The organism is Streptomyces sp. NPDC104371 (genome assembly GCF_055583785.1).
Genome location: NZ_JBVJNF010000009.1, coordinates 154,770 through 173,919, shown reverse-complemented (window position 1 = coordinate 173,919; position 19,150 = coordinate 154,770). Strand labels below are relative to the sequence as shown.

19 protein-coding genes and 7 tRNA genes are annotated in these 19,150 nt (G+C 71.5%); 11 read left to right on the top strand and 15 right to left on the bottom strand.

The genetic code is table 11. The features are described 5' to 3' along the window. The first annotated feature begins 118 nt into the window (after positions 1-118). Positions 119-1,789, top strand: coding sequence for a hypothetical protein (locus ACZ60T_RS25985; RefSeq protein WP_365631140.1), 1,671 nt, complete (start codon positions 119-121; stop codon positions 1,787-1,789). Positions 1,790-1,822: 33 nt separating this feature from the next. On the opposite strand, the gene ACZ60T_RS25980 is transcribed toward ACZ60T_RS25985, so the two are convergent. From ACZ60T_RS25980 to ACZ60T_RS25965, 4 genes are all read right to left on the bottom strand, one after another. Next, positions 1,823-2,383, bottom strand: coding sequence for an HIT family protein (locus tag ACZ60T_RS25980; protein ID WP_469668067.1), 561 nt, complete (start codon positions 2,381-2,383; stop codon positions 1,823-1,825). Between the two features lie 116 nt (positions 2,384-2,499). Then, complete coding sequence (gene thrS / locus ACZ60T_RS25975; RefSeq protein ID WP_365631136.1) at positions 2,500-4,476, bottom strand: threonine--tRNA ligase; 1,977 nt, start codon at positions 4,474-4,476, stop codon at positions 2,500-2,502. Positions 4,477-4,569: 93 nt separating this feature from the next. Continuing rightward, on the bottom strand, positions 4,570-5,802 hold the full coding sequence (locus ACZ60T_RS25970; protein WP_365631134.1) for a hypothetical protein: 1,233 nt from the start codon (positions 5,800-5,802) through the stop codon (positions 4,570-4,572). After that, the gene (locus ACZ60T_RS25965) at positions 5,799-6,368 is read right to left on the bottom strand and encodes a DUF4365 domain-containing protein (protein ID WP_365631132.1); all 570 of its coding nucleotides are present in this window, start codon (positions 6,366-6,368) and stop codon (positions 5,799-5,801) included. The genes ACZ60T_RS25970 and ACZ60T_RS25965 overlap by 4 nt, the downstream gene beginning before the upstream one ends. Positions 6,369-6,537: 169 nt before the next feature. On the opposite strand from ACZ60T_RS25965, the gene ACZ60T_RS25960 reads away from it, so the two are divergent. Beyond that, the gene (locus tag ACZ60T_RS25960) at positions 6,538-7,263 is read left to right on the top strand and encodes a 3'-5' exonuclease (protein WP_365631130.1); all 726 of its coding nucleotides are present in this window, start codon (positions 6,538-6,540) and stop codon (positions 7,261-7,263) included. Between the two features lie 72 nt (positions 7,264-7,335). Here the strand turns inward: ACZ60T_RS25960 and ACZ60T_RS25955 are convergent. Together ACZ60T_RS25955 and ACZ60T_RS25950 are read right to left on the bottom strand one after the other, a co-directional pair. Then, positions 7,336-7,407, bottom strand: a tRNA-Val gene (locus tag ACZ60T_RS25955). A 323-nt stretch (positions 7,408-7,730) separates the two neighbouring features. After that, positions 7,731-7,802: transfer RNA gene (locus ACZ60T_RS25950), tRNA-Val, on the bottom strand. A gap of 376 nt (positions 7,803-8,178) precedes the next feature. On the opposite strand from ACZ60T_RS25950, the gene ACZ60T_RS25945 reads away from it, so the two are divergent. Both ACZ60T_RS25945 and ACZ60T_RS25940 read left to right on the top strand, forming a co-directional pair. Then, positions 8,179-8,592 (top strand): SsgA family sporulation/cell division regulator, encoded by a 414-nt coding sequence (locus tag ACZ60T_RS25945; RefSeq protein ID WP_003959770.1) that lies wholly within the window; start codon positions 8,179-8,181, stop codon positions 8,590-8,592. 288 nt (positions 8,593-8,880) lie between these two features. After that, a complete protein-coding gene (locus tag ACZ60T_RS25940; protein ID WP_469668065.1) occupies positions 8,881-9,438 on the top strand; it encodes a CGNR zinc finger domain-containing protein in 558 nt (185 codons plus the stop codon). 97 nt (positions 9,439-9,535) lie between these two features. Here ACZ60T_RS25940 and ACZ60T_RS25935 read toward each other — a convergent pair whose 3' ends face one another. Further along, complete coding sequence (locus tag ACZ60T_RS25935; RefSeq protein ID WP_252423638.1) at positions 9,536-9,688, bottom strand: hypothetical protein; 153 nt, start codon at positions 9,686-9,688, stop codon at positions 9,536-9,538. Positions 9,689-9,887: 199 nt separating this feature from the next. Further along, positions 9,888-10,322 carry a hypothetical protein gene (locus ACZ60T_RS25930; RefSeq protein ID WP_469668064.1) on the bottom strand — a complete coding sequence of 145 codons (435 nt, stop codon included), beginning with the start codon at positions 10,320-10,322 and terminating at the stop codon, positions 9,888-9,890. Between the two features lie 210 nt (positions 10,323-10,532). Between ACZ60T_RS25930 and ACZ60T_RS25925 the strand changes: the two genes are divergently transcribed. After that, positions 10,533-11,060 (top strand): DsbA family protein, encoded by a 528-nt coding sequence (locus ACZ60T_RS25925; protein ID WP_469668063.1) that lies wholly within the window; start codon positions 10,533-10,535, stop codon positions 11,058-11,060. 37 nt (positions 11,061-11,097) lie between these two features. Here ACZ60T_RS25925 and ACZ60T_RS25920 read toward each other — a convergent pair whose 3' ends face one another. The 3 genes from ACZ60T_RS25920 to ACZ60T_RS25910 are packed head-to-tail and all read right to left on the bottom strand — an operon-like array spanning position 11,098 to position 13,875. Then, complete coding sequence (locus tag ACZ60T_RS25920; protein WP_469668062.1) at positions 11,098-11,922, bottom strand: GNAT family N-acetyltransferase; 825 nt, start codon at positions 11,920-11,922, stop codon at positions 11,098-11,100. Between the two features lie 53 nt (positions 11,923-11,975). Further along, positions 11,976-12,797, bottom strand: coding sequence for an aminotransferase class IV (locus ACZ60T_RS25915; RefSeq protein ID WP_365631120.1), 822 nt, complete (start codon positions 12,795-12,797; stop codon positions 11,976-11,978). A 40-nt stretch (positions 12,798-12,837) separates the two neighbouring features. Further along, positions 12,838-13,875: a chorismate-binding protein gene (locus ACZ60T_RS25910; protein WP_469668060.1), complete on the bottom strand. Its 1,038-nt coding sequence runs from the start codon at positions 13,873-13,875 to the stop codon at positions 12,838-12,840. 178 nt (positions 13,876-14,053) lie between these two features. Between ACZ60T_RS25910 and ACZ60T_RS25905 the strand changes: the two genes are divergently transcribed. From ACZ60T_RS25905 to ACZ60T_RS25885, 5 genes are all read left to right on the top strand, one after another. After that, positions 14,054-14,126, top strand: a tRNA-Gly gene (locus ACZ60T_RS25905). Between the two features lie 36 nt (positions 14,127-14,162). Continuing rightward, positions 14,163-14,236: transfer RNA gene (locus tag ACZ60T_RS25900), tRNA-Cys, on the top strand. Between the two features lies 1 nt (position 14,237). Beyond that, positions 14,238-14,309: transfer RNA gene (locus ACZ60T_RS25895), tRNA-Val, on the top strand. A gap of 35 nt (positions 14,310-14,344) precedes the next feature. Continuing rightward, a tRNA-Val gene (locus ACZ60T_RS25890) sits at positions 14,345-14,416 on the top strand. Between the two features lie 43 nt (positions 14,417-14,459). Beyond that, positions 14,460-14,531 (top strand) — tRNA-Val (locus tag ACZ60T_RS25885). A 45-nt stretch (positions 14,532-14,576) separates the two neighbouring features. Here ACZ60T_RS25885 and ACZ60T_RS25880 read toward each other — a convergent pair. The 3 genes from ACZ60T_RS25880 to ACZ60T_RS25870 form a co-directional block, all read right to left on the bottom strand. Continuing rightward, entirely contained in the window at positions 14,577-14,855 is a 279-nt protein-coding gene (locus tag ACZ60T_RS25880) for a TFIIB-type zinc ribbon-containing protein (RefSeq protein ID WP_365631116.1), read from the bottom strand. 74 nt (positions 14,856-14,929) lie between these two features. Beyond that, complete coding sequence (locus ACZ60T_RS25875) at positions 14,930-15,871, bottom strand: phosphotransferase family protein (protein ID WP_469668059.1); 942 nt, start codon at positions 15,869-15,871, stop codon at positions 14,930-14,932. 198 nt (positions 15,872-16,069) lie between these two features. Beyond that, positions 16,070-16,279: a hypothetical protein gene (locus tag ACZ60T_RS25870; RefSeq protein ID WP_365631112.1), complete on the bottom strand. Its 210-nt coding sequence runs from the start codon at positions 16,277-16,279 to the stop codon at positions 16,070-16,072. A 682-nt stretch (positions 16,280-16,961) separates the two neighbouring features. On the opposite strand from ACZ60T_RS25870, the gene ACZ60T_RS25865 reads away from it, so the two are divergent. Then, positions 16,962-18,248, top strand: coding sequence for a serine/threonine-protein kinase (locus tag ACZ60T_RS25865; protein ID WP_365631356.1), 1,287 nt, complete (start codon positions 16,962-16,964; stop codon positions 18,246-18,248). Between the two features lie 30 nt (positions 18,249-18,278). Here ACZ60T_RS25865 and ACZ60T_RS25860 read toward each other — a convergent pair whose 3' ends face one another. Then, on the bottom strand, positions 18,279-19,097 hold the full coding sequence (locus ACZ60T_RS25860; protein ID WP_469668057.1) for a TrmH family RNA methyltransferase: 819 nt from the start codon (positions 19,095-19,097) through the stop codon (positions 18,279-18,281). Positions 19,098-19,150 lie beyond the last annotated feature (53 nt).

Genomic DNA, 19,150 nt, shown 5'->3' with positions numbered 1-19,150 from the left:
CCTGATCACGTCGGGACGGGACCGACACGCACGTCAGGACGAGATCGACACGATGGCCTGTTCAACAGGTGTGCGGAGCAAGGAAGTCGGGAAGGCCGCAGAAGCGGGTTGAGCAGCGATGGGGGCGGCAGTGACGGACGGATTCGATTTCAGCCCCGGGGCGCAGGTGCCCCTGTCGGGCTCCGCGGGAGAGACGGCGGCGACCTTCGCGCTGGCCTCGGCGGCCTACCGGGACGCGGCGATCGAGAAGATCCTCGACGCCGACAACGAGTGGCACCAGTCGAAGGTCAACCCCGGCCGCTCCTGGGCGAAGCTCTTCCGGCCGAACCTCGGCGAGGCCTTCTCGGTGGCCGTGCGCGACCGCATGCTGGGCGCCGGCCGCAAACCGCTCATCCAGTCCTTCGGCACCGAGCCGCAGGTGGTCGTGGAGCACTGCCTGGCCGCCCACCGCCTGCGCCGGGACCGGGACAACTGGCTCTCGGCGGTGACCGTGCTGTGCGGGGTGCTCTTCCTGCCGGGGATGCTGGCATGGCTGCTGGTCTTCCAGCTCCGCGCCATCGCGGCCAAGCGCGAGGGCAAGCGCTCCTCCGCGATCGGCACCGCGCTGCTGGTGGCGGTGGCCGTCGTCGCCGTGATCTTCCTCATCCGCCTGCCGTTCACGGGCTTCTGGTCCTGGTACCTCCGCGCGGCGGTCGTCATGCCGGTGATCGGCTGGTACTGGGCGAAGCAGTTGTGCGAGCGGACCGCGAAGGATCTGCGCGACCGCTGGTCGGGGCTCCTCTCCGGCGGCGGCATCGGCGCGAAGATCCCCGAGGCCGTGCCCGGCAGCCCCGGCGAGGTTGCCGCCGAGCGGCTGCGCCAGTCCCTGGCCCGGCTCAGCGCCGAGCAGCAGTCCAACTCCGTCTTCTACGCCGGCCCCAAGGGCATACTCGGCATGGGCACGCGCTGGGGAAGCTGGCAGCTCGCCGAGGATCTGCTCCCCCGCGACCTGGGCAAGGAGATCCATCCCTTCCGCAGTTGGGACGTGATCAAGGCCATCCACGACCAGCTCAGCCTGCTGGAGCGCGGCCCGCTGAACACCGGCGGCTTCCCGAAGCCCTCCGTCCGGCACTGGATCGTCAACCCGATCGGGGAGAAGGCGGACTCGGTGTCCCGCCCGGAGGGCGAGGACGTGGACGCGTACCAGGTCAAGCCCCACGCCATACAGGACATCTGCAACAAGCAGCAGTTCGGCAGCGGCGAGCGGCACTATCTGGGGGTCCAATGGACCCTGTGGGACGGCCAGTTGGTCATCACCATGATGATCACGGTGACGGTGCTGCACGAGACGCTGCGCATCGAGGTCACCGGCCACGCGCTGGGCCCCGTGAACTCGCTGTTCACCTCCAAGCCGGAGGCGCCGACCAAGAAGGTGCAGAAGTCGGTCAGGTTCTGGGAGACCCGCGAGGTGAAGCTCCCGCTGGTCGACGCGGACGAGGTGGTCCGGCTCGCGGTGCGCGCGCCGCTCACCTGGTATCCGCCGCTGTTGAACTGGCTCGGCGGCTCGCTGACCCTGCCCGAGCCGTTCGGGCTGCGCCACGCCTGGGCGGACCAGCCGTGGCGGCACCGCTTCATGGCGGACGACGCGCTGCGCGCGGCCACGCCGGTGCTGCGGGTGGTGCACTCGGCGGCGATCCGCGTGCTGGAGGAGCACGGCGTGAACACGGACAAGTTCGGCAACCGCTCGTCGGTGCTCAGCGGCATGGTGCAGGAGGCGTCGCCGCGCAAGGCCGACGTGTACGACGCGTAGACCCCCGACGACGGAAGCGGCCGGGGGCCGGGCTCACGCGGTGGGCCAGGCCTCCGCCAGCATCTTGCGGGTGTCGGCGAGGAGTTGCGGCAGCACCTTCGTGTGGCCCACCACCGGCATGAAGTTCGTGTCGCCGCCCCAGCGCGGGACGATGTGCTGGTGCAGATGGGCGGCGATGCCCGCACCGGCGACCGCGCCCTGGTTCATCCCGATGTTGAAGCCATGGGCCCCGGAGGCCGTCCGCAGCGCGGTCATGGCCTGCTTGGTCAGCTCGGCGAGTTCGGCGGTCTCCGCGTCGGTCAGGTCCGTGTAGTCGGCGACGTGGCGGTAGGGCACGACCATGAGGTGGCCGCCGTTGTACGGGTACAGGTTGAGGACCGCGTAGACCTGCGTGCCCCGCTTGATGATCAGCCCGTCCTCGTCGGACTTGGCCGGGATCGAGCAGAACGGGCAGCCGTCACCGGCCCCCGGACCGGTCGGCTTGTTCTCGCCCTGGATGTAGGCCATCCGGTGGGGCGTCCACAGGCGCTGGAACGCGTCCTGCGTTCCCACTCCGATCTGCTGTTCCGGCTCACTCGTCATGCAGTGCAGCATATGGCCTTACCGGTGCGCGGTGTCCCGGAGGGGTTCGAGGCCGGGGACCGAGGGACGCGAAGAGCCCGAAGGCCCCGGGAACGCGCACGTCCCGGGGCCTTCGGCGCTGTCCTGCGTCAGACCTGGGCCCGCTCCTCGACGACCTTCGCGATCTTCGCGATGGCCTCGTCGAACGGGATCCCGTTCTCCTGCGAGCCGTCCCGGTAGCGGAACGACACCGAGTCGCCCGCCATGTCCTCGTCGCCCGCGATGACCATGAAGGGCACCTTCTGCTTCTGGGCGTTGCGGATCTTCTTCTGCATCCGGTCCGAGGAGGAGTCGACGTCGACGCGCAGGCCCTTCTTCTTGGCCGCCGCGGCGAACTTCTCCAGGTACTCGACGTGGGCGTCGCCGATCGGGATGCCGATGGCCTGCACCGGGGCCAGCCACGCCGGGAAGGCGCCCGCGTAGTGCTCGAGGAGCACCGCGAAGAACCGCTCGATCGAACCGAAGAGGGCTCGGTGGATCATGACCGGGCGCTGCTTCGAGCCGTCCGAGTGGGTGTACTCGAGGTCGAAGCGCTCCGGCAGGTTGAAGTCGAGCTGGACCGTCGACATCTGCCAGGTGCGGCCGATGGCGTCACGAGCCTGGACCGAGATCTTCGGCCCGTAGAACGCGGCGCCGCCCGGGTCGGGGACCAGGGGCAGGCCCTGCTTCTCGGCGACCTGGCGCAGCGTCTCGGTGGCCTCTTCCCAGGCCTCGTCCGAGCCGACGAACTTCTCCGGGTCCTTGGTGGACAGCTCCAGATAGAAGTCCGTCAGACCGTAGTCGCGCAGCAGGTTCAGCACGAAGGTGAGCGTCTTGTCGAGCTCCTCGGCCATCTGCTCGCGCGTGCAGTAGATGTGCGCGTCGTCCTGGGTGAAGCCGCGGGCGCGGGTCAGGCCGTGCACGACGCCCGACTTCTCGTACCGGTACACGGTCCCGAACTCGAAGAGGCGCAGCGGCAGTTCACGGTAGGACCGGCCGCGCGCGTCGAAGATCAGGTTGTGCATCGGGCAGTTCATGGGCTTGAGGTAGTAGTCCACGCCCTCGTCGAGCTGCATGGGCGGGTACATGCCGTCGGCGTACCAGTCCAGGTGGCCCGAGGTCTCGAAGAGCTTCCCCTTCGTCGCGTGCGGGGTGTAGACGAACTCGTAGCCCTCTTCCTCGTGGCGGCGGCGCGAGTAGTCCTCCATCACCCGGCGGACGATGCCGCCCTTGGGGTGGAAGACGGCGAGGCCGGAGCCGATCTGCTCGGGGATCGAGAAGAGGTCCAGCTCGGAGCCGAGCTTGCGGTGGTCGCGCTTCTCGGCCTCGGCGAGGAAGTCCAGATGCGCCTTCAGCTCGTCCTTGGACGGCCAGGCCGTGCCGTAGATGCGCTGGAGCATGGGGTTCTTCTCGCTGCCGCGCCAGTAGGCGGCGGCGTTGCGCATCAGCTTGAACGCGGGGATGTTGCGGGTCGTGGGCAGGTGGGGACCGCGGCAGAGGTCCTTCCAGCACAGGTCGCCGGTCTTGGCGTCCACGTTGTCGTAGATCGTCAGCTCGCCGCCGCCGACCTCGACGTCCGCGCCGTCCTCGCTGGAGGCCGAGCCCTTGAGGCCGATCAGCTCCAGCTTGTAGGGCTCGTCGGCCAGTTCCGCACGGGCGGCCTCGTCGGTGACGACGCGACGGGCGAAGCGCTGGCCGCGCTTCTGGATCTCCTGCATCTTCTTCTCGATGGCCTTGAGATCCTCGGGCGTGAACGGCTTCTCGACGTCGAAGTCGTAGTAGAAGCCGTCCCTGACCGGCGGGCCGATGCCCAGCTTGGCCTCGGGGAACAGCTCCTGCACGGCCTGCGCCATCACATGCGCGGTCGAGTGGCGCAGGATGTTGAGACCGTCCTCCGAGGAGATCTCCACGGCCTCGACGGTCTCGCCGTCCTTGACCTCGTAGGCGAGGTCCTTCAGCTCGCCGGCCACCCGCGCGGCGATGATCGAGCGCTCGCCCGCGAAGAGCTCGGCGGCCGTGGTGCCCGTCGTCACCACGCGTTCTTCCCGCTCGGAATCGCGTTGGATGATCACACGGACGTCTGACACCGGTCTCTCCTGACTACTGGGGATGCGGCGCCATACCTGGAGCGCGCGCATGACTGGGATCGTACCGACCCGGAGCCACCGTCCGCGAAACGGTTACTGTCCGTCACCGCCGCATGCCTCCTCGAAGAAGGCGGTGATCTCCGCGGTCTCCTGGAGGGACTTCATCAGCCGGTCGCGTTCGGCGTCGTCCACCTGGACCGGCGTCACCGCGGAGGCGTTCACCAGGCGCCGGAAGCCGCCCTGGCTCTCCAGCCGCCCGTGCACGCGCACCGGCAGCCCGACGAGATGGGCGTGGCCCGCGATCCGGTACGCCTCCTCGTCCAGCGTCATCCGCACCTGTGGGACCTCGGCTCCGGCGATGACCCGCAGCCGCACCTGGCCCTCGCCGCGCGGCCCCGACCTGCGCAGCCGTACGACGGCCCCGGTGAGCCGCACCGGTACGGACGGTTCCTCGCGCAGATAGCGGGCCGCGGCCTCGCGCAGCGCGGGCAGGTCGCCGGGCGAGAACTCGACCGGTTCGGCGTCCGTCGCGCACCCCTCGGGGGCCGGGGCGGCGGGCGCCCAGTCGACGGCGATACGGGCGCCCTCGGAGCCGCGTACGAGGGAGACGAGCGCCTCGACCAGCTCATGGCTCACCCCCGCTTCGACGGCGGCGTCGAAGGCGTCCATGCCGCCGGTGGCCCGCCGGTAGTCGGTGGCCTCCCGGGCCGCGTACAGCGCCTGGTGCAGACGGACGGCGAGCGGTCGGCCCGGCGAGACGGGCACGACGGCGGTGAGGCTGCGGCCTCCGGGGGCGGCGCCGACCAGGACGTGCTCCAGGGACGCGGCGGCGGGCCCGCGGTGCCGGGCGCCGAAGTACCCGGCCCGCGCGCGGGTGGCGAGGGCTCCCGCGAGAAGCAGTCCGCGGGCGGCGGTGCGCAACTGGTCCTCGACGTCCCAGGGCGCCGCGCCGAGAGGGCCGGTGGGCACGTCGCGCCACCAGTGGATCTCGTCGCTGGGCACGACGAGCCCGAGCAGGACGTCCCGCGCGGCGGGCAAGGCGCTGCGGGACAGGGCGACCAGGGCCTCGCCGAGCAGGTCGTCGCTGTCGGGGTAGGCGCGGCTCTCCGGCACCAGCAGGCTCGTACCGCTGCCGCCGGGGCCCGGTGGGGTCCAGCGGCCGTAGCGCCCGCGGGCGCCGCCGCGGCGCTGCCAGCCGTGCCGGTGCAGCAGGGCGCCGAGGACGGCCGGGTCGACCTGGTCGGGTGCGGGCGGCCGGGACCGGAGCGGCTCGGCGGGGTGCGGCCGGACGGCGCGGGCCGGTCCGTCGACGGGGCGGTGGGTCACGGTCTGCCTCCCGTTCCGACCCGGGTCATGATCTCGCACAGCGCCCGGTCGTCGAAGATTCGCGCGGTCGAGATACGTACGGTGGTGCGGCGCCGGCCCGTGACGGGGTGTCCGGCGAGGTTGGCCCAGTAGCAGCAGTGCCGCAGGTCCAGGCGGTCGTGTCCGGCGCGCAGCCAGTCGTCCTGCGACCGGGGCGCGAGCATCACGACGAGGATCTTGTGTACGGAGACGGGGGTGCGGGCGAGCTTCGTCAGGTGCTCGTTGTCGAGCGTGAAGGAGAAGAAGCGGTCGGCGGGCCCGCGGGGCGGGAGTTGGTAGGTGCACTTGAGCTGCACCTTGATGGTGGCCTCGTCGTCGACCGTGTGTCCCGGGGCGGTGTGACTGATGTGCCAGTCGATGCCGTTGTCCGGGAAGGGCTGCGACAGCGAGCAGCCGGCCGCCGCGGCGACCGCGTGCAGATAGCCCACCTGGAGCGTCTCCATGCAGGCGGTGATGGCGAGTGCGCCGCGAGAGGGTGACGTCCGCTCGGGCAGCAGCCCGCCCCGCTCGGGCTGCGCGATCGCCATGATCAACAGCCTTCCCAATTCGGTGAATCGCTGCCACGGGCCTGTGAACTGCAAAGACCCGTACTCCTGTTGTCTCCTTCGGGCGTAGCGCGCAAACGGCCCGGGTATCACCGGACCGGGCAGCCGACCGTACGTCAACTGCCCGGCTGGACAGAGGAGTTGCGTGCGCATGACGTGCTGGTACGAGGGCCCCCTGGCCGCGTTCGACACGGAGACCACGGGCGTGGACGTCGAGACCGACCGCATCGTGTCGGCCGCCCTCGTCGTCCAGGACGCACCGGACACCCGACCGCGGGTGAACCGCTGGCTGGTGAACCCGGGGGTGCCGGTGCCCGCGGCGGCGACGGCGGTGCACGGCCTGACGGAGGAGTACCTCCAGCGCAACGGCCGTTGGCCGTCACCGGTGATGGAGGAACTGGCCCGGGAGCTGGCGGAACAGGCCCTGCGGGGCCGACCGCTGGTGGTGATGAACGCCCCCTTCGATCTGACGCTCCTGGACCGGGAGTTGCGCCGCCATCGCGCCTCCTCGCTGGACCGCTGGTTCCCGTCGGCGCCGCTGTGCGTGCTCGATCCGCGGGTCCTGGACAAGCACCTGGACCGCTACCGCAAGGGCCGCCGCACCCTCACCGATCTGTGCGCGCACTACGAGGTCACGCTGGAGGACGCCCACGACGCGGCGGCGGACGCGCTGGCGGCGATGGAGGTCGTACGGGCGGTGGGGCGCCGGTTCGCGACCCGTCTGGAGCGGCTGACGCCGGCCGAACTGCACACCTTGCAGACGGGATGGCACGCGGCCCAGGCCCGCGGACTTCAGGCGTGGTTCGCGCGCAGCGGCTCGGACGAACAGGTGGATACGGCGTGGCCGCTGCGCCCGGAGCTGTCGGCGGCGGCGTGAACACACGCGGAACGAAACGACGAAGGTGACGTCGCTCGCGCTCTCCGCGTGCAGACGTCACCCTCGATCTTGTGGGCGATACTGGGATCGAACCAGTGACCTCTTCGGTGTGAACGAAGCGCTCTCCCGCTGAGCTAATCGCCCGGGAACGCACTGAACAATACATGTCGGGACGGGGTCCGTTCAAACCGCTTCGGTACGGCCCCTGCTGCGGCTCCCCGGCGACCCCTGACCGAGCAGCCCTCGCCCCGTCCGGCGCGCCGCCCTCGCGGCCGACGGGGAACGGCCGGACCAATTCCGGATACCCACCGGCGACTTGAGGCCGAGCAGAACGCTCGCGACGGAATCCGATGACGGCGTTCCGGAATGCGCCCGGGGATTTCGAATTCCACGGCGGCATACCTGACGGCATACGACAAGGGCGGCGCGGCCCGGCTTTCGCCGAGCACACGCCGCCCTCGATCTTGTGGGCGATACTGGGATCGAACCAGTGACCTCTTCGGTGTGAACGAAGCGCTCTCCCGCTGAGCTAATCGCCCGGGTGCAGGAAGAACATTACCCCATGTCAGGGAGTGCCCCCGACCACCTTCCCGGCCATCGACCCCCGCTCGCCGCGCACCCGCGTTCCCGGAGGTCGGCGAGGCCAAACCTCCGGACCTCGGCGCGCCGCGGGATGGTCGCGGCCATGACACCTTCTCCCGCGACCGTCACTCTTCGTATTCGAACCGTCGAACGCCGCCCGTGAGAATCCGGTCACCGGAATGGACGCATCACGCGAACGATGTCTCGGCCGGATGAGCTACGTAAAGCCAGGCAAAACACGCAGAGGGGTTTACAACGGCACCGTAGGTGGCATGTCGATTTCGCCGACGTGCGAATCCCCGAGCGCACACTGAGCGAAAGGCCCTGGCGCTTATGAACACCACGGTCAGCTGCGAGCTGCACCTGCGCCTCGTTGTGTCGAGCGAGTCCTCACTGCCTGTTCCCGCAGGACTGCGGTATGACACGGCCGATCCCTATGCCGTGCACGCCACCTTCCATACCGGAGCCGAGGAGACCGTCGAGTGGGTGTTCGCCCGCGACCTCCTCGCGGAGGGCCTGCACCGGCCCACAGGAACCGGCGACGTCCGCGTCTGGCCGTCCCGTAGCCACGGTCAGGGCGTTGTTTGCATCGCCCTGAGTTCTCCGGAAGGTGAGGCTCTGCTCGAGGCCCCGGCGCGGGCCCTCGAGTCGTTTCTGAAGCGGACGGACGCGGCCGTGCCACCCGGTACGGAACACCGCCATTTCGATCTCGACACCGAGCTCTCCCACATCCTGGCGGAGAGCTAGCGCGAGATCCTCAAGCCGCCCGGCGCCGTCCACTCGGGGAGACGGCTCGGGCCGGGACAACCGCATACGGCACACCGGGCGCCGCCTCCACGGAATCTCGTGGAGGCGGCGCTCCGGTGCGCGGGGCACGAAGGTGACGAGGAACGCTCTTGCCGTGGGGCCGCCGCCACGGGTCCGCGGACCGGTGACATCACCACGTGTCACGACGACCTCCGCGCGTTACCGCTAGGCTCGGCCAGCACCGGCGGGCGCACGCCCGACCCCGACCCCCAGGCCAGGGAGCGACACGTGCTGATCACCCATGACACCCGGTGCGCGCTCGACCTCGTGGTGGATCTGGTGAACACCGCACCCGAGGGCGACGACGCGGAGGGGCTCCCGGATGTCGCCGCCCTGGTCGACTTCGCGCGCGAGCACGACCTCAGCGATGTCGGTGTGCTCACGGAGTCCGACCTCGCGGCGGTGCGCGCGATCCGCGGGCGGTTCGCCGCCGTCTTCGCCACGACCGACGGCCGGACCGCGGCCGCTGTGATCAACGAGCTGGTCGCGGCGGCGGGGACCACGCCCCGGCTGACCGACCACGACGGCTACGACTGGCATGTGCACTACTTCGCGCCCGGCGCCTCCGTCGCCGATCACATCGCCGCGGACTGCGGGATGGCGCTGGCGTTCTTCGTCGTGGCCGGGGAGCAGGAGCGACTGCGCCGCTGCGAGGCTCCCGACTGCCGACGGGCCTTCGTGGACCTCTCGCGTAACCGCTCCCGGCGCTACTGCGACAGCCGTACCTGCGGCAACCGCCTCCACGTGGCCGCGTACCGGGCACGGCGGAAGGAAGCGGCGGGCTGACGAGAGCGGCGGACGGGACCTCCCCTTGTCGCGCGCCGGCGGATCGGCGGGGCTGACGGAGCCCGCGGCGGGTGACGCCAGGGGCTCCGCATACGGCTCAGAGCATCAGCAGGTCGTGCAGTGATGCCATGAGCAGCAGGCAGCCGATCACCGCAAGGAAGATCATCAGCGGTGGCTGGGAAAGCGCGAAGAGACAGCCCCGGCGCTCCTCGGGAGGAGCGGCGGTGTCGCTCTGGGTTCTGTCCAGCATCTCGCGGCGATCATGGCGTAGTGGCGACCCACTGAGCGATCAACACGCCCGGAATGACTGCGAGTTCGCGAATATCCGTGATGCACGCCCGGGAGTGTTCTCGGCGTGCGCTGTTGTGATCATCGCGCGCCCCGAGCTGATCACTTGGCCGTTCGGCCCGTCAGCCGTTCCCGCACGTCACAGGCCGTGCGTCGGCCCGTCATATGCCGTGCTTCTTGAGGATGGCCTCGATGTCCGAGAAGTCGTCCGAGGCGGAGTCGGAGCCGCGGCGCGTGGGGGCCGGGCGGTTCGCCGCGCCCAGCGTCGGCGTGGAGGCGGACGGCGCCACCGCGTCGCCCTGGGCAGCCCGCGCGGTCTTGCGTTCCTTGCGCGTTCCACCGCTCCGGCGCTCCACGGCGCGGGTGCTCATGAACAGCAGCCAGGCGAGACCCAGCACACCGAAGCCTGCCCAGGCCATGATGCTGAACGCCGTGTGGGCGAGCCAGCCGACGGCTCCCGTCATCACCAGGCCGAGCGGGACGAGCGCGTACGCGGCGATACGGCCCGCGCGGTGGAAGCGCTTGCGGTAGGCCATGACCGCGGCGATGCCCAGGCCGGCCGCGGAGACGGCGGAACAGACGGTCTCGGCAATCATCCGGTCCTCCAGGCGGGAATCGGTCGGGCAAGGCGGTGCATCGATCGGGCAAGGTGGTGCATCTCTTCCATCCTGCACCGTCCGGCGGCCCGGATGCCATGATCCGGCGAGACCTCAGGGAGATCTCCGGGTCGGCTCCTCCTCAGGGCCGAAAGCACCTCGCCGCGACCGGTGTGGGGCGGGGGCCGGGGTGCTGGAAGACTGATGACCATGAGTGACTCCCCCGCCGCACCCGCCGCCGCTCCCGTTCTGGACTTCTGGACCGATCTCCAGTGCCCCGACTGCCACCGCGCGCTCGACGACCTGCGTGCCCTGCGCGCCCGCTACGGGGACCGGCTGGAGCTTCGGCTGCGGCACTTCCCGCTGGAGAAGAACCGGCACGCCTTCGCCGCCGCGCAGGCCGCCGAGGAGGCCCTGGAGCAGGGGCAGTGCTGGCCGTATGTCGAGGCGCTGCTCGGCCGGATCGAGGAACTGAACCGCGCGGGAGAGTCCTTCCTCGTCGAGCTGGCCCGCGAACTCGGCCTGGACGCCGAGGAGTTCGACACCGCGCTGATCGACGGACGGCACATCCTGATCGTCGACGCCGACCAGGCCGAGGGCAAGGCGATCGGGGTGACCGGTACGCCGACGTATGTCATCGGCGGCGAGCGGCTCGACGGCGGCAAGAGCCAGGAGGGGCTGCGCGCGCGCATCGAGGAGATCGCGGACCGGCTGCTCGCGGACCAGCCGCAGGACTGACCCCTGCCCGACCCCCGGCCGGGCCGTCGTCGCCGTCCTACACCAGGGGCTTGGCGAAGACGTACAGCGTCGTCTCATGGCCGAGTGACGCGTACAGGCGCTCGGCCGGAGTGTTGCCCGCGAACACGTGCAGTCCGAGGAGACGCCGGTCGGCGGCCAGCGCCTGGGCCTCGGCGAGGAGCATGAGCGTGCGTCCGTGCCCTCGCCCGCGGTGGGCCGGCTCGGTCCGCACGTCGTAGACGTACGCCTCGTCCTCGCGGAGCCCCAGCCACAGGCTGCCCACGGGCACGCCCTCGTGCTCCAGAACGCTGAACATCACGTTCTCGCTGCGCAGGCCGTCCGGCAGGACCCGTGCGTGGTCGCGCCGCGCCTTGGCGTACGCCTCGGCCTCGGGGACGCCCCGCTCGATCCAACTGCGCGCGTAGTGCTCCGACTCCTGCGCGTACCACTGGTCGAACTCGGCGTCCGTCATGGGCCGTGCGCGGCTCCCGGCGGGCAGTTCGGGGGGTATGTCGCCCAGCCGCTTCGCCATGTTGCGGCTGCGCAGGACGTAGCCGAGCGCCTCGGCGAGCCGCAGGGCCGCCTCGGCACCCGCGGGGACCACGGCCTCGATCTGGCCGCAGCCCCAGCCCCGCGCCACCTCCTCCGCGGCGAGCGCGGCCACCGTGGCCCGGCCGCGCCGCCGGTCCGGCTCCTCGACGCGCAGGTCGAGGAGTTGCGCCATTGCGTCGCCGAGGCCTGGGGCCGTACCGAGGTGGAGTGCGCCGACCGGACGGCCGTTCACACACACCTCGTAGTGCCGTGATCGCGTGCCGTCCGGGGTGCGCTGAAGCGGCTCGGTCGGCCGCAGGGTGGTGGTCATCAAGGGTGTTCTACCCCGCGCGAAGACCGCCGTCAGCCGAATTTCCGCGGCTCTCACGGATCGAGGTCGTCACCGGAGCGCTCCGTGAAGATCCGCATGGCCTTGGCGGTCACCGGGCCTGGCGCGCCCGGCAGTTCACGGTCGTCGACGCGGTGCACGGCCTGCACATCGCGGGTCGTGGACGTGAGGAAGATCTCGTCCGCGCGCTCCAGGACGTCCAGCGGGAGGTCGCTCTCCCTGGCCCCGGTCCACTCGACGGCGAGCGCGCGCGTGATGCCCGCGAGACAGCCGGAGGCCGTCGGCGGGGTGTGGATCTCGCCGTCGAGAACGACGAAGACGTTCGACCCGGTGCCCTCGCAGAGTTGGCCGACCGTGTTGGCGAACAGCGCCTCGGACGCGCCCTGTTGGGCGGCCCTCGCGAGCGCGACGACGTTCTCGGCGTACGACGTGGTCTTCAGTCCCGTGAGCGCGCCCCGTTCGTTACGGGTCCACGGCACCGTGACCACGGCGGTGGAGTCGGGGCGCGGGGCGATCTCGCCGAGGGCGACCACGAGGGTCGGACCGGCCTCGCCGCGGCCGGAGCCGAGCGGGCCCTCGCCGCCGGTGTAGGTGATCCGCAGGCGGCCGAGCGGCATCGGGTTGGCCGCCAGCACGGCGGCGCACGCCGCACGGACCTCGTCGAGGTCGGGGTCCGCGAGGCCGAGGCCGCGCGCCGAGCGGGTGAGCCGGTCGAGGTGGCGGGTCAGCGCGAACGGCCGGCCGTCCACGGCCTTGACGGTCTCGAAGACGCCGTCGCCGACGGTCAGTCCGTGATCGAAGACGGAGACACGGGCGGACTCGAGGTCCTCCAGCCTGCCGTCGAGCCAGAGCTTCACTGGTCTTTCCCTCGCTGGTCGGAGCGGCAGGTGAGAGGGCTCACCACGGTCCGCTGTCCTGGTGCTCCCCCGACGCTATCGCGAGCAGCCGCTCGGCCTTCAGCTCCGTCTCGCGCCACTCCCCCTCGGGGTCGGAGCCCCAGGTGATGCCCGCGCCCGCGCCGAAGCGCAGGGCGCCCGCGTCCCGGTCGATCCAGAAGGTGCGGATGCCGACGGCCAGCTCGCCCGTCCCCCGGTCCGCGTCGACCCAGCCGATGCCGCCGCAGTAGGGGCCGCGCGGCGCGGTCTCCAGGGCGTCGATGATCTTCAGGGCGCTGGACTTGGGGGCTCCGGTGATCGAGCCCGCCGGGAAGGTGGCCGCGAGCAGCTCCGGCCAGCCCGCCTCCGCGCGCAGTTCACCGGCGATCGTGGAGACGAGGTGGACCAGGCCGGGGTGCTTCTCGACGGCGCACAGATCGGGGACGGTCACGCTGCCGGTGACACAGACGCGCCCGAGGTCGTTGCGGACCAGGTCCGCGATCATCACGTTCTCGGCGTGGTCCTTCTCCGTGAGGTCCGCCTCGGTGCGCCCGGTGCCCTTGATCGGCCCGGACTCCACGGCGCGGCCGGCGCGGCGCAGGAACAGCTCGGGGGAGGCGGTGGCGATCTCCACGCCGTGCTCCGGCAGGCGGATCGTGCCCGCGTACGGCGCCGGGTTGCCGCGCGCCAGCACGGCGGTCAGGGCGTCCACGTCGGCGTCGGGTGCGATCGGGGCGGAGAGCACCCGGCAGAGGTTCACCTGGTAGACCTCGCCGGCCGCGATGTGCTCGCGGATGCGCCGTACGCCCGCCGTGTACGCGGCGTGGTCGAGGGAGGACGTCCAGTCGTCGGCCGCCGGGCCCCGCCAGCTTCCCGGTACGGGGGCGGGGACCGGCGCCTCGCGCACCTCGCGGAAGCGGGCGCAGGTCAGCCGCCCCTCGTAGTCCGCGCAGACGGCCCAGAAGCCGGTGGAGTCGAGCGCCGCGGGGTCGTGGGTGACATCGAGGAGACCGGTGGCGACACGGTCGCCGAAACGGGCGAGAGGGGGTAGATCCAGCACACTGTCGAGTCTAGGGACGGGGCCCTCGCGCGAGGTCCGGAGGATCCGCTCAGATGCCCTGACCACGTCCTCGAGCAGGGGCAACGCGGCACCCTGCGCAAACGCGTTTTTGTACTGGCCCGGGAATCCGCTAGAGTTCAACACGTCGCCGGGACGCGGAAGCGGACCGAAACGACAGGCGGACGTAGCTCAGTTGGTAGAGCGCAACCTTGCCAAGGTTGAGGTCGCGAGTTCGAGCCTCGTCGTCCGCTCGTAGGAAGCAGGGGATCCCGATCCCTTGTACTCCTGGTGGAGTGGCCGAGAGGCGAGGCAACGGCCTGCAAAGCCGTCTACACGGGTTCAAATCCCGTCTCCACCTCCAAGGACGATTAGCTCAGCGGGAGAGCGCTTCCCTGACACGGAAGAGGTCACTGGTTCAATCCCAGTATCGTCCACTGGTCCGCAAGGACCCCGATCCGCGAGGATCCCCGCGCGATTAGCTCAGCGGGAGAGCGCTTCCCTGACACGGAAGAGGTCACTGGTTCAATCCCAGTATCGCGCACGCGGTACACATGACCGTCTCTACGGAGTGGTCATGATCCCGAGGACGATTAGCTCAGCGGGAGAGCGCTTCCCTGACACGGAAGAGGTCACTGGTTCAATCCCAGTATCGTCCACACTTCGAAGCCCCCGGCCTTGTGGTCGGGGGCTTCTTCGTCATCTCAGCTCGAGAACAGCATGTGGCCGAAGCTCTTGTGGCGGTGGTGGCCGTAGTGGCCACCCTGCGGGGCGCCCCAGGCGGGAGCCGCCGGATAGGCCGGCGGGGCGGGCTGCTGCGGATACGCCTGCGGAGCGGGCTGCCCCCACTGGGCCTCCACGCGCGTCAGGGCTTCCAGCTCCCCGTAGTCCAGGAAAATGCCGCGGCACCCGCTGCACTGCTCGATCTGGACGCCGTTCCGGTTGTACGTGTGCATCGGTGCATGACACTTCGGACACTGCATGGTCGGCTCAACTCCTCGCCGGTCGGTGGTGCTTCGCCAGGTAGAGACTCGCTCCGGTCCTGGCCGGTTGCAGCCTATATCGCGCATCCGTGCGTCAACTCCGGTGCGACGGCGCCCATTCGGACACACGCGTCGACCACGGCCTGCTCCACCTCGTCCAACTGCCGCTCCCCCGCATGGGACTTGACGACGGCCAGGGCCGCCGTCTGCACGGTGAGGGCGCGGGCGGGGACGTCGAGAGCGGGCCAGGGGTCGCCCTCGGCGGGGACGGCCGGGCCGCCCTCCCGCCGGTACGCGGCGAGGAAGCGGGTCCACTCGTCGGGCGGGAGCAGCCCGCAGGCGTACCAGGCCGCCGGGCGGGCCAGGTCCCAGGCCGGGTCGCCCACCCCCAGGTCGTCCACGTCGATGAGGCGCCAGGGGCCGGTGTCCGCGGGATGGCGTACGAGCTGGCCGAGGTGGAGGTCGCCGTGGCAGAGGTGCTGTGCGGAGGGCGGGGGCGCCTCGGCGCGGGCCCAGGCCGGCAGGGCGGACCAGGCGCGGAGCACGGGCCCCGCGGCGGGGTGGGGGCCCAGCGCGCGCAGGCGCCCGATCGCGCGGGCGGCCTTGGCGGGGCCGCGCATGGCGGGCAGGCCCGCGGGGGCCGGGGCCCGGTGCAGCCGGGCGAGGAGGGAGGCCGCCGCCTCCCAGGGGGCGTCCCAAGGAGTATCCGGGTCCACGGGGGTGCCGTACGGCCAGCGGGTCACGAGGCGGCCGTGCACGGTGACGGGTGCGGGGTCGAGCGGGGCGAGGAGGACGCCGGGCAGGCGGGCCGCGACGGTCAGGCGGAGCGAGAGCCCGGCGGGATCGGTGCCGGGGTCGTGGGCCTTGGCGACGATGCCGCCGTGGCGGACGACGACGGCGTCGTCCGCGCGGTCGGCGAGGACCGTGCCGGGGTCCGGGCAGCGGCAGTCGGTGCCGGGGTTCGCGTGCGCTGCGGCGCGTGCCGTCGCGGTGAGCGCGGGCAGAAGGGCGTTCACGGGCTTCCCTGAGTGGGTCCGGGGCTGTGCCCGGAAGCGTACGGGGGGCTGGGACAGCCCTTAGGTACGGGCAAAGGCAACGCCCGCGCAGCTCCCCAGCTACGCGGGCGTCTGTGCCGTCCGCCGCACCCCCGTCCCCACGGGGTTTCATGGGTGGATGTCCCCGCCCGGACCGCTCTTCCGGGCCCGGGGCGCCGCTCAGCGCCCCAGCATCACTCCCACGGACGACGCTTGTGTGACCACTGCGTCCCAGCCGCCGAACACGTACACCAGCAGGGTCGCCAGGGGGAGGACCATCGCCGTCGCCACCAGCGGGTGGCGACGGCCGGAGCGGCGGGTGCCGAACGCGGCGCCGTACGCCCTGCGCCCCTGCGTGCGGACCATCGTCCGCGGTGCCGTCTGGGCCATGGTCCCTCTCCTGACCGTGGTTCTGTTGTCCTTGGCAGCGGCGAGTGTCCGACCTCGGGGGACGAGTACCGCACCCGCCGCTTGACCTCAAACCTAGGCGCCGGGCCGGGTGGGGGTCGTCATGCCCTCGTACCGATTGCCTGGCCTCCCGGAGGATGAGCCCCGCGCCGGGGTGTACTCCTCTGGGTGGAGACGCGCGCCCGGATCTCGGGGTCCTCCCGGAGGGGACGTCTGACGTGCCCCTTGTGCCCGGAAGGCGGCGCCCCGGCTCCCCCGAGGCGCGCCGTGCGCGCAACAGCCCTTCCCCACCGGCCGGAAGGACTTCGGGCCCACCGTCGGGACCCACCGTCGGGTGACTTCACTCACTTCCATGACGCCGTCGCGCGGCGGTCTCTCCGCCTCCTGAGCCGCGCCGCCCACCACCGCCGCCTGTCCCGGCGTCCTGTCCTCGGCCACTGCCGCAACCTCCGCACGTTCCTTGGTGAGCACCTCAACCTCCCTTCCAGAGCCGGGGGTTGGGACCGGACGTGAGACAGGGCCGTCCGGTTCGCCGTCACGCTGACCGTCTGTCAAGTCGCTTCCCCCGTAACGACAATCGATCGGGACGAGAGGGCGCGGCCTCTGCGCGCACCCGGCCGTGGAAACGTAAGCTGTGGCACGGCAGACGGACCGGGCAGCGGGGATGGACATGGCGATGATGCGCCTGAGGCGTGAGGACCCGCGTGTCGTCGGCTCGTTCAGACTTCACCGGCGGCTCGGCGCGGGCGGGATGGGCGTCGTCTACCTCGGTTCCGACAAGCGGGGCCAGCGGGTCGCGCTGAAGGTGATCCGGCCGGACCTCGCGGAGGATCAGGAGTTCCGGTCGCGGTTCGCGCGTGAGGTCGCGGCGGCACGCCGGATCCGCGGCGGCTGTACGGCACGGCTCGTCGCCGCCGATCTGGACACGGACCGCCCGTGGTTCGCCACGCAGTACGTCCCCGGGCCCTCCCTGCACGACAAGGTCGCCGAGGAGGGGCCGCTCACGGCCGCCGAGGTGGCCGCCGTGGGCGCCGCGCTCTCCGAGGGGCTGGTGGCGGTGCACGAGGCGGGGGTCGTCCACCGCGATCTGAAGCCGTCCAACATCCTGCTGTCCCCGAAGGGCCCGCGGATCATCGACTTCGGCATCGCCTGGGCGACCGGTGCCTCCACGCTCACGCACGTCGGCACGGCCGTCGGATCGCCCGGCTTCCTCGCCCCCGAGCAGGTGCGCGGGGCCGCCGTCACCCCGGCCACGGACGTGTTCTCGCTGGGCGCCACGCTGGCGTACGCGGCGACCGGTGACTCGCCCTTCGGGCACGGCAGCTCCGAGGTGATGCTCTACCGCGTGGTGCACGAGTCGCCCCAACTGCACGGCGTACCGGACGCGCTGGCCCCGCTGGTCCACGCCTGTCTGGCCAAGGACCCCGAGGAACGGCCGAGCACCCTCCAGCTCTCGCTGCGGCTCAAGGAGATCGCGGCCCGGGAGGCCCAGGGGATCTCGGACGTACGGCCGCCCGAGCGGCGGGGCGATCCGGACCGGCCGTCGGGGCGGCTGGCCGAGCAGTACGCCGAGCAGCGCACGGTACGGCGGCCGGGCCCCGGTACCACTCCGCCGCCGCGCGGCAACAACCCCCGGTCCGGGGCGCGTCCGACGCCCGCGCAGCGCGCCTCGCCCCGCTCCGGTGCCCGGCCCGCGCCGCGCAGCGGAACCGGACGTCCGGCGCCTCGCACCACCGGGACCAGGCTGCGCCCGGCCAACCCGCGGCTGCTGCGGCAACGGCTGTTCGTGTTCGTCGTGGTGACGCTGCTGGTGGCGCTGGGTATCGCGGCGGCCCAGGGCTGCCAGGGGCCGAGCCGCGGACTGGGCGGCGACGGCCACCGCGCGGACGTACGGCAGTCGTCCGCTCCCCTGCCCGGCGACCCGACGGCCGCGCGGGACGGGAACGACTGAGCTACGGGCCGTAGTTCAGGGCTTCGTACGTCAGGAGCCGGGGCGTCCGGTGGCCACCGCGTAGAAGGCGACCGCGGCTGCCGCGCCCACGTTGAGGGAGTCGACACCGTGGGCCATGGGGATACGGACCCATTCGTCCGCGGCGGCCAGTGCCCGGCCGGTCAGGCCGCTGCCCTCCGCGCCGAGCATCAGGGCGACGCGCTCCTTCGTGTGCGGTGCCGTCTCCTCAAGGGTCTTGGCCCGCTCGTCGGGGGTCAGCGCGAGGAGCGTGAAGCCTGCCTCACGGACCGACTCCAGACCCCTGGGCCAGGTGTCGAGGCGCGCGTACGGCACCGAGAAGACCGCGCCCATGGAGACCTTCACGCTGCGGCGGTAGAGCGGGTCGGCGCAGTCGGGGGAGAGCAGGACCGCGTCCATGCCGAGGGCCGCCGCCGAGCGGAATATGGCCCCGATGTTGGTGTGGTCGTTCACCGACTCCATGATCACGACCCGGCGGGTGGTGGCCAGGAGTTCGTCCGCCGTGGGCAGCGGCTTGCGCTGTAGGGAGGCGAGCGCGCCGCGGTGCACGTGGTAGCCGGTGACCTGCTCGGCGAGGTCCGGGGTGACCACGTAGACCGGGGCCGGGAGTTCGTCGATGACGTCCCGCATGACATCGACCCACTTCGCGGACAGCAGCATGGACCGCGTCTCGTAACCGGCGCTCCTGGCCCGCCGGATGACCTTCTCGCCCTCCGCGATGAACAGCCCCTCGGCGGGTTCGCGCCTGCGGCGCAGCTCCACGTCGGTCAGGCCGGTGTAGTCGTGCAGGCGCGGGTCGTCGGGGTCCTCGATGGTGATGAGTTCGGCCACGGGGTGTTACTGCCTTGTCGTGAAGGGGGTGCGGGCGGCTGGACGGGAGGGCG

Bases quoted from the DNA above. Each gene is read 5' to 3' on its own strand.
- ACZ60T_RS25985 (WP_365631140.1), top strand. From the start codon at position 119: ATGGGGGCGGCAGTGACGGACGGATTCGATTTCAGCCCCGGGGCGCAG.
- ACZ60T_RS25980 (WP_469668067.1), bottom strand. From the start codon at position 2,383: ATGCTGCACTGCATGACGAGTGAGCCGGAACAGCAGATCGGAGTGGGA.
- ACZ60T_RS25965 (WP_365631132.1), bottom strand. From the start codon at position 6,368: ATGGCGATCGCGCAGCCCGAGCGGGGCGGGCTGCTGCCCGAGCGGACG.
- ACZ60T_RS25960 (WP_365631130.1), top strand. From the start codon at position 6,538: ATGACGTGCTGGTACGAGGGCCCCCTGGCCGCGTTCGACACGGAGACC.
- ACZ60T_RS25945 (WP_003959770.1), top strand. From the start codon at position 8,179: ATGAACACCACGGTCAGCTGCGAGCTGCACCTGCGCCTCGTTGTGTCG.
- ACZ60T_RS25935 (WP_252423638.1), bottom strand. From the start codon at position 9,688: ATGCTGGACAGAACCCAGAGCGACACCGCCGCTCCTCCCGAGGAGCGC.
- ACZ60T_RS25930 (WP_469668064.1), bottom strand. From the start codon at position 10,322: ATGATTGCCGAGACCGTCTGTTCCGCCGTCTCCGCGGCCGGCCTGGGC.
- ACZ60T_RS25925 (WP_469668063.1), top strand. From the start codon at position 10,533: ATGAGTGACTCCCCCGCCGCACCCGCCGCCGCTCCCGTTCTGGACTTC.
- ACZ60T_RS25920 (WP_469668062.1), bottom strand. From the start codon at position 11,922: ATGACCACCACCCTGCGGCCGACCGAGCCGCTTCAGCGCACCCCGGAC.
- ACZ60T_RS25880 (WP_365631116.1), bottom strand. From the start codon at position 14,855: ATGCAGTGTCCGAAGTGTCATGCACCGATGCACACGTACAACCGGAAC.
- ACZ60T_RS25870 (WP_365631112.1), bottom strand. From the start codon at position 16,279: ATGGCCCAGACGGCACCGCGGACGATGGTCCGCACGCAGGGGCGCAGG.
- ACZ60T_RS25865 (WP_365631356.1), top strand. From the start codon at position 16,962: ATGGACATGGCGATGATGCGCCTGAGGCGTGAGGACCCGCGTGTCGTC.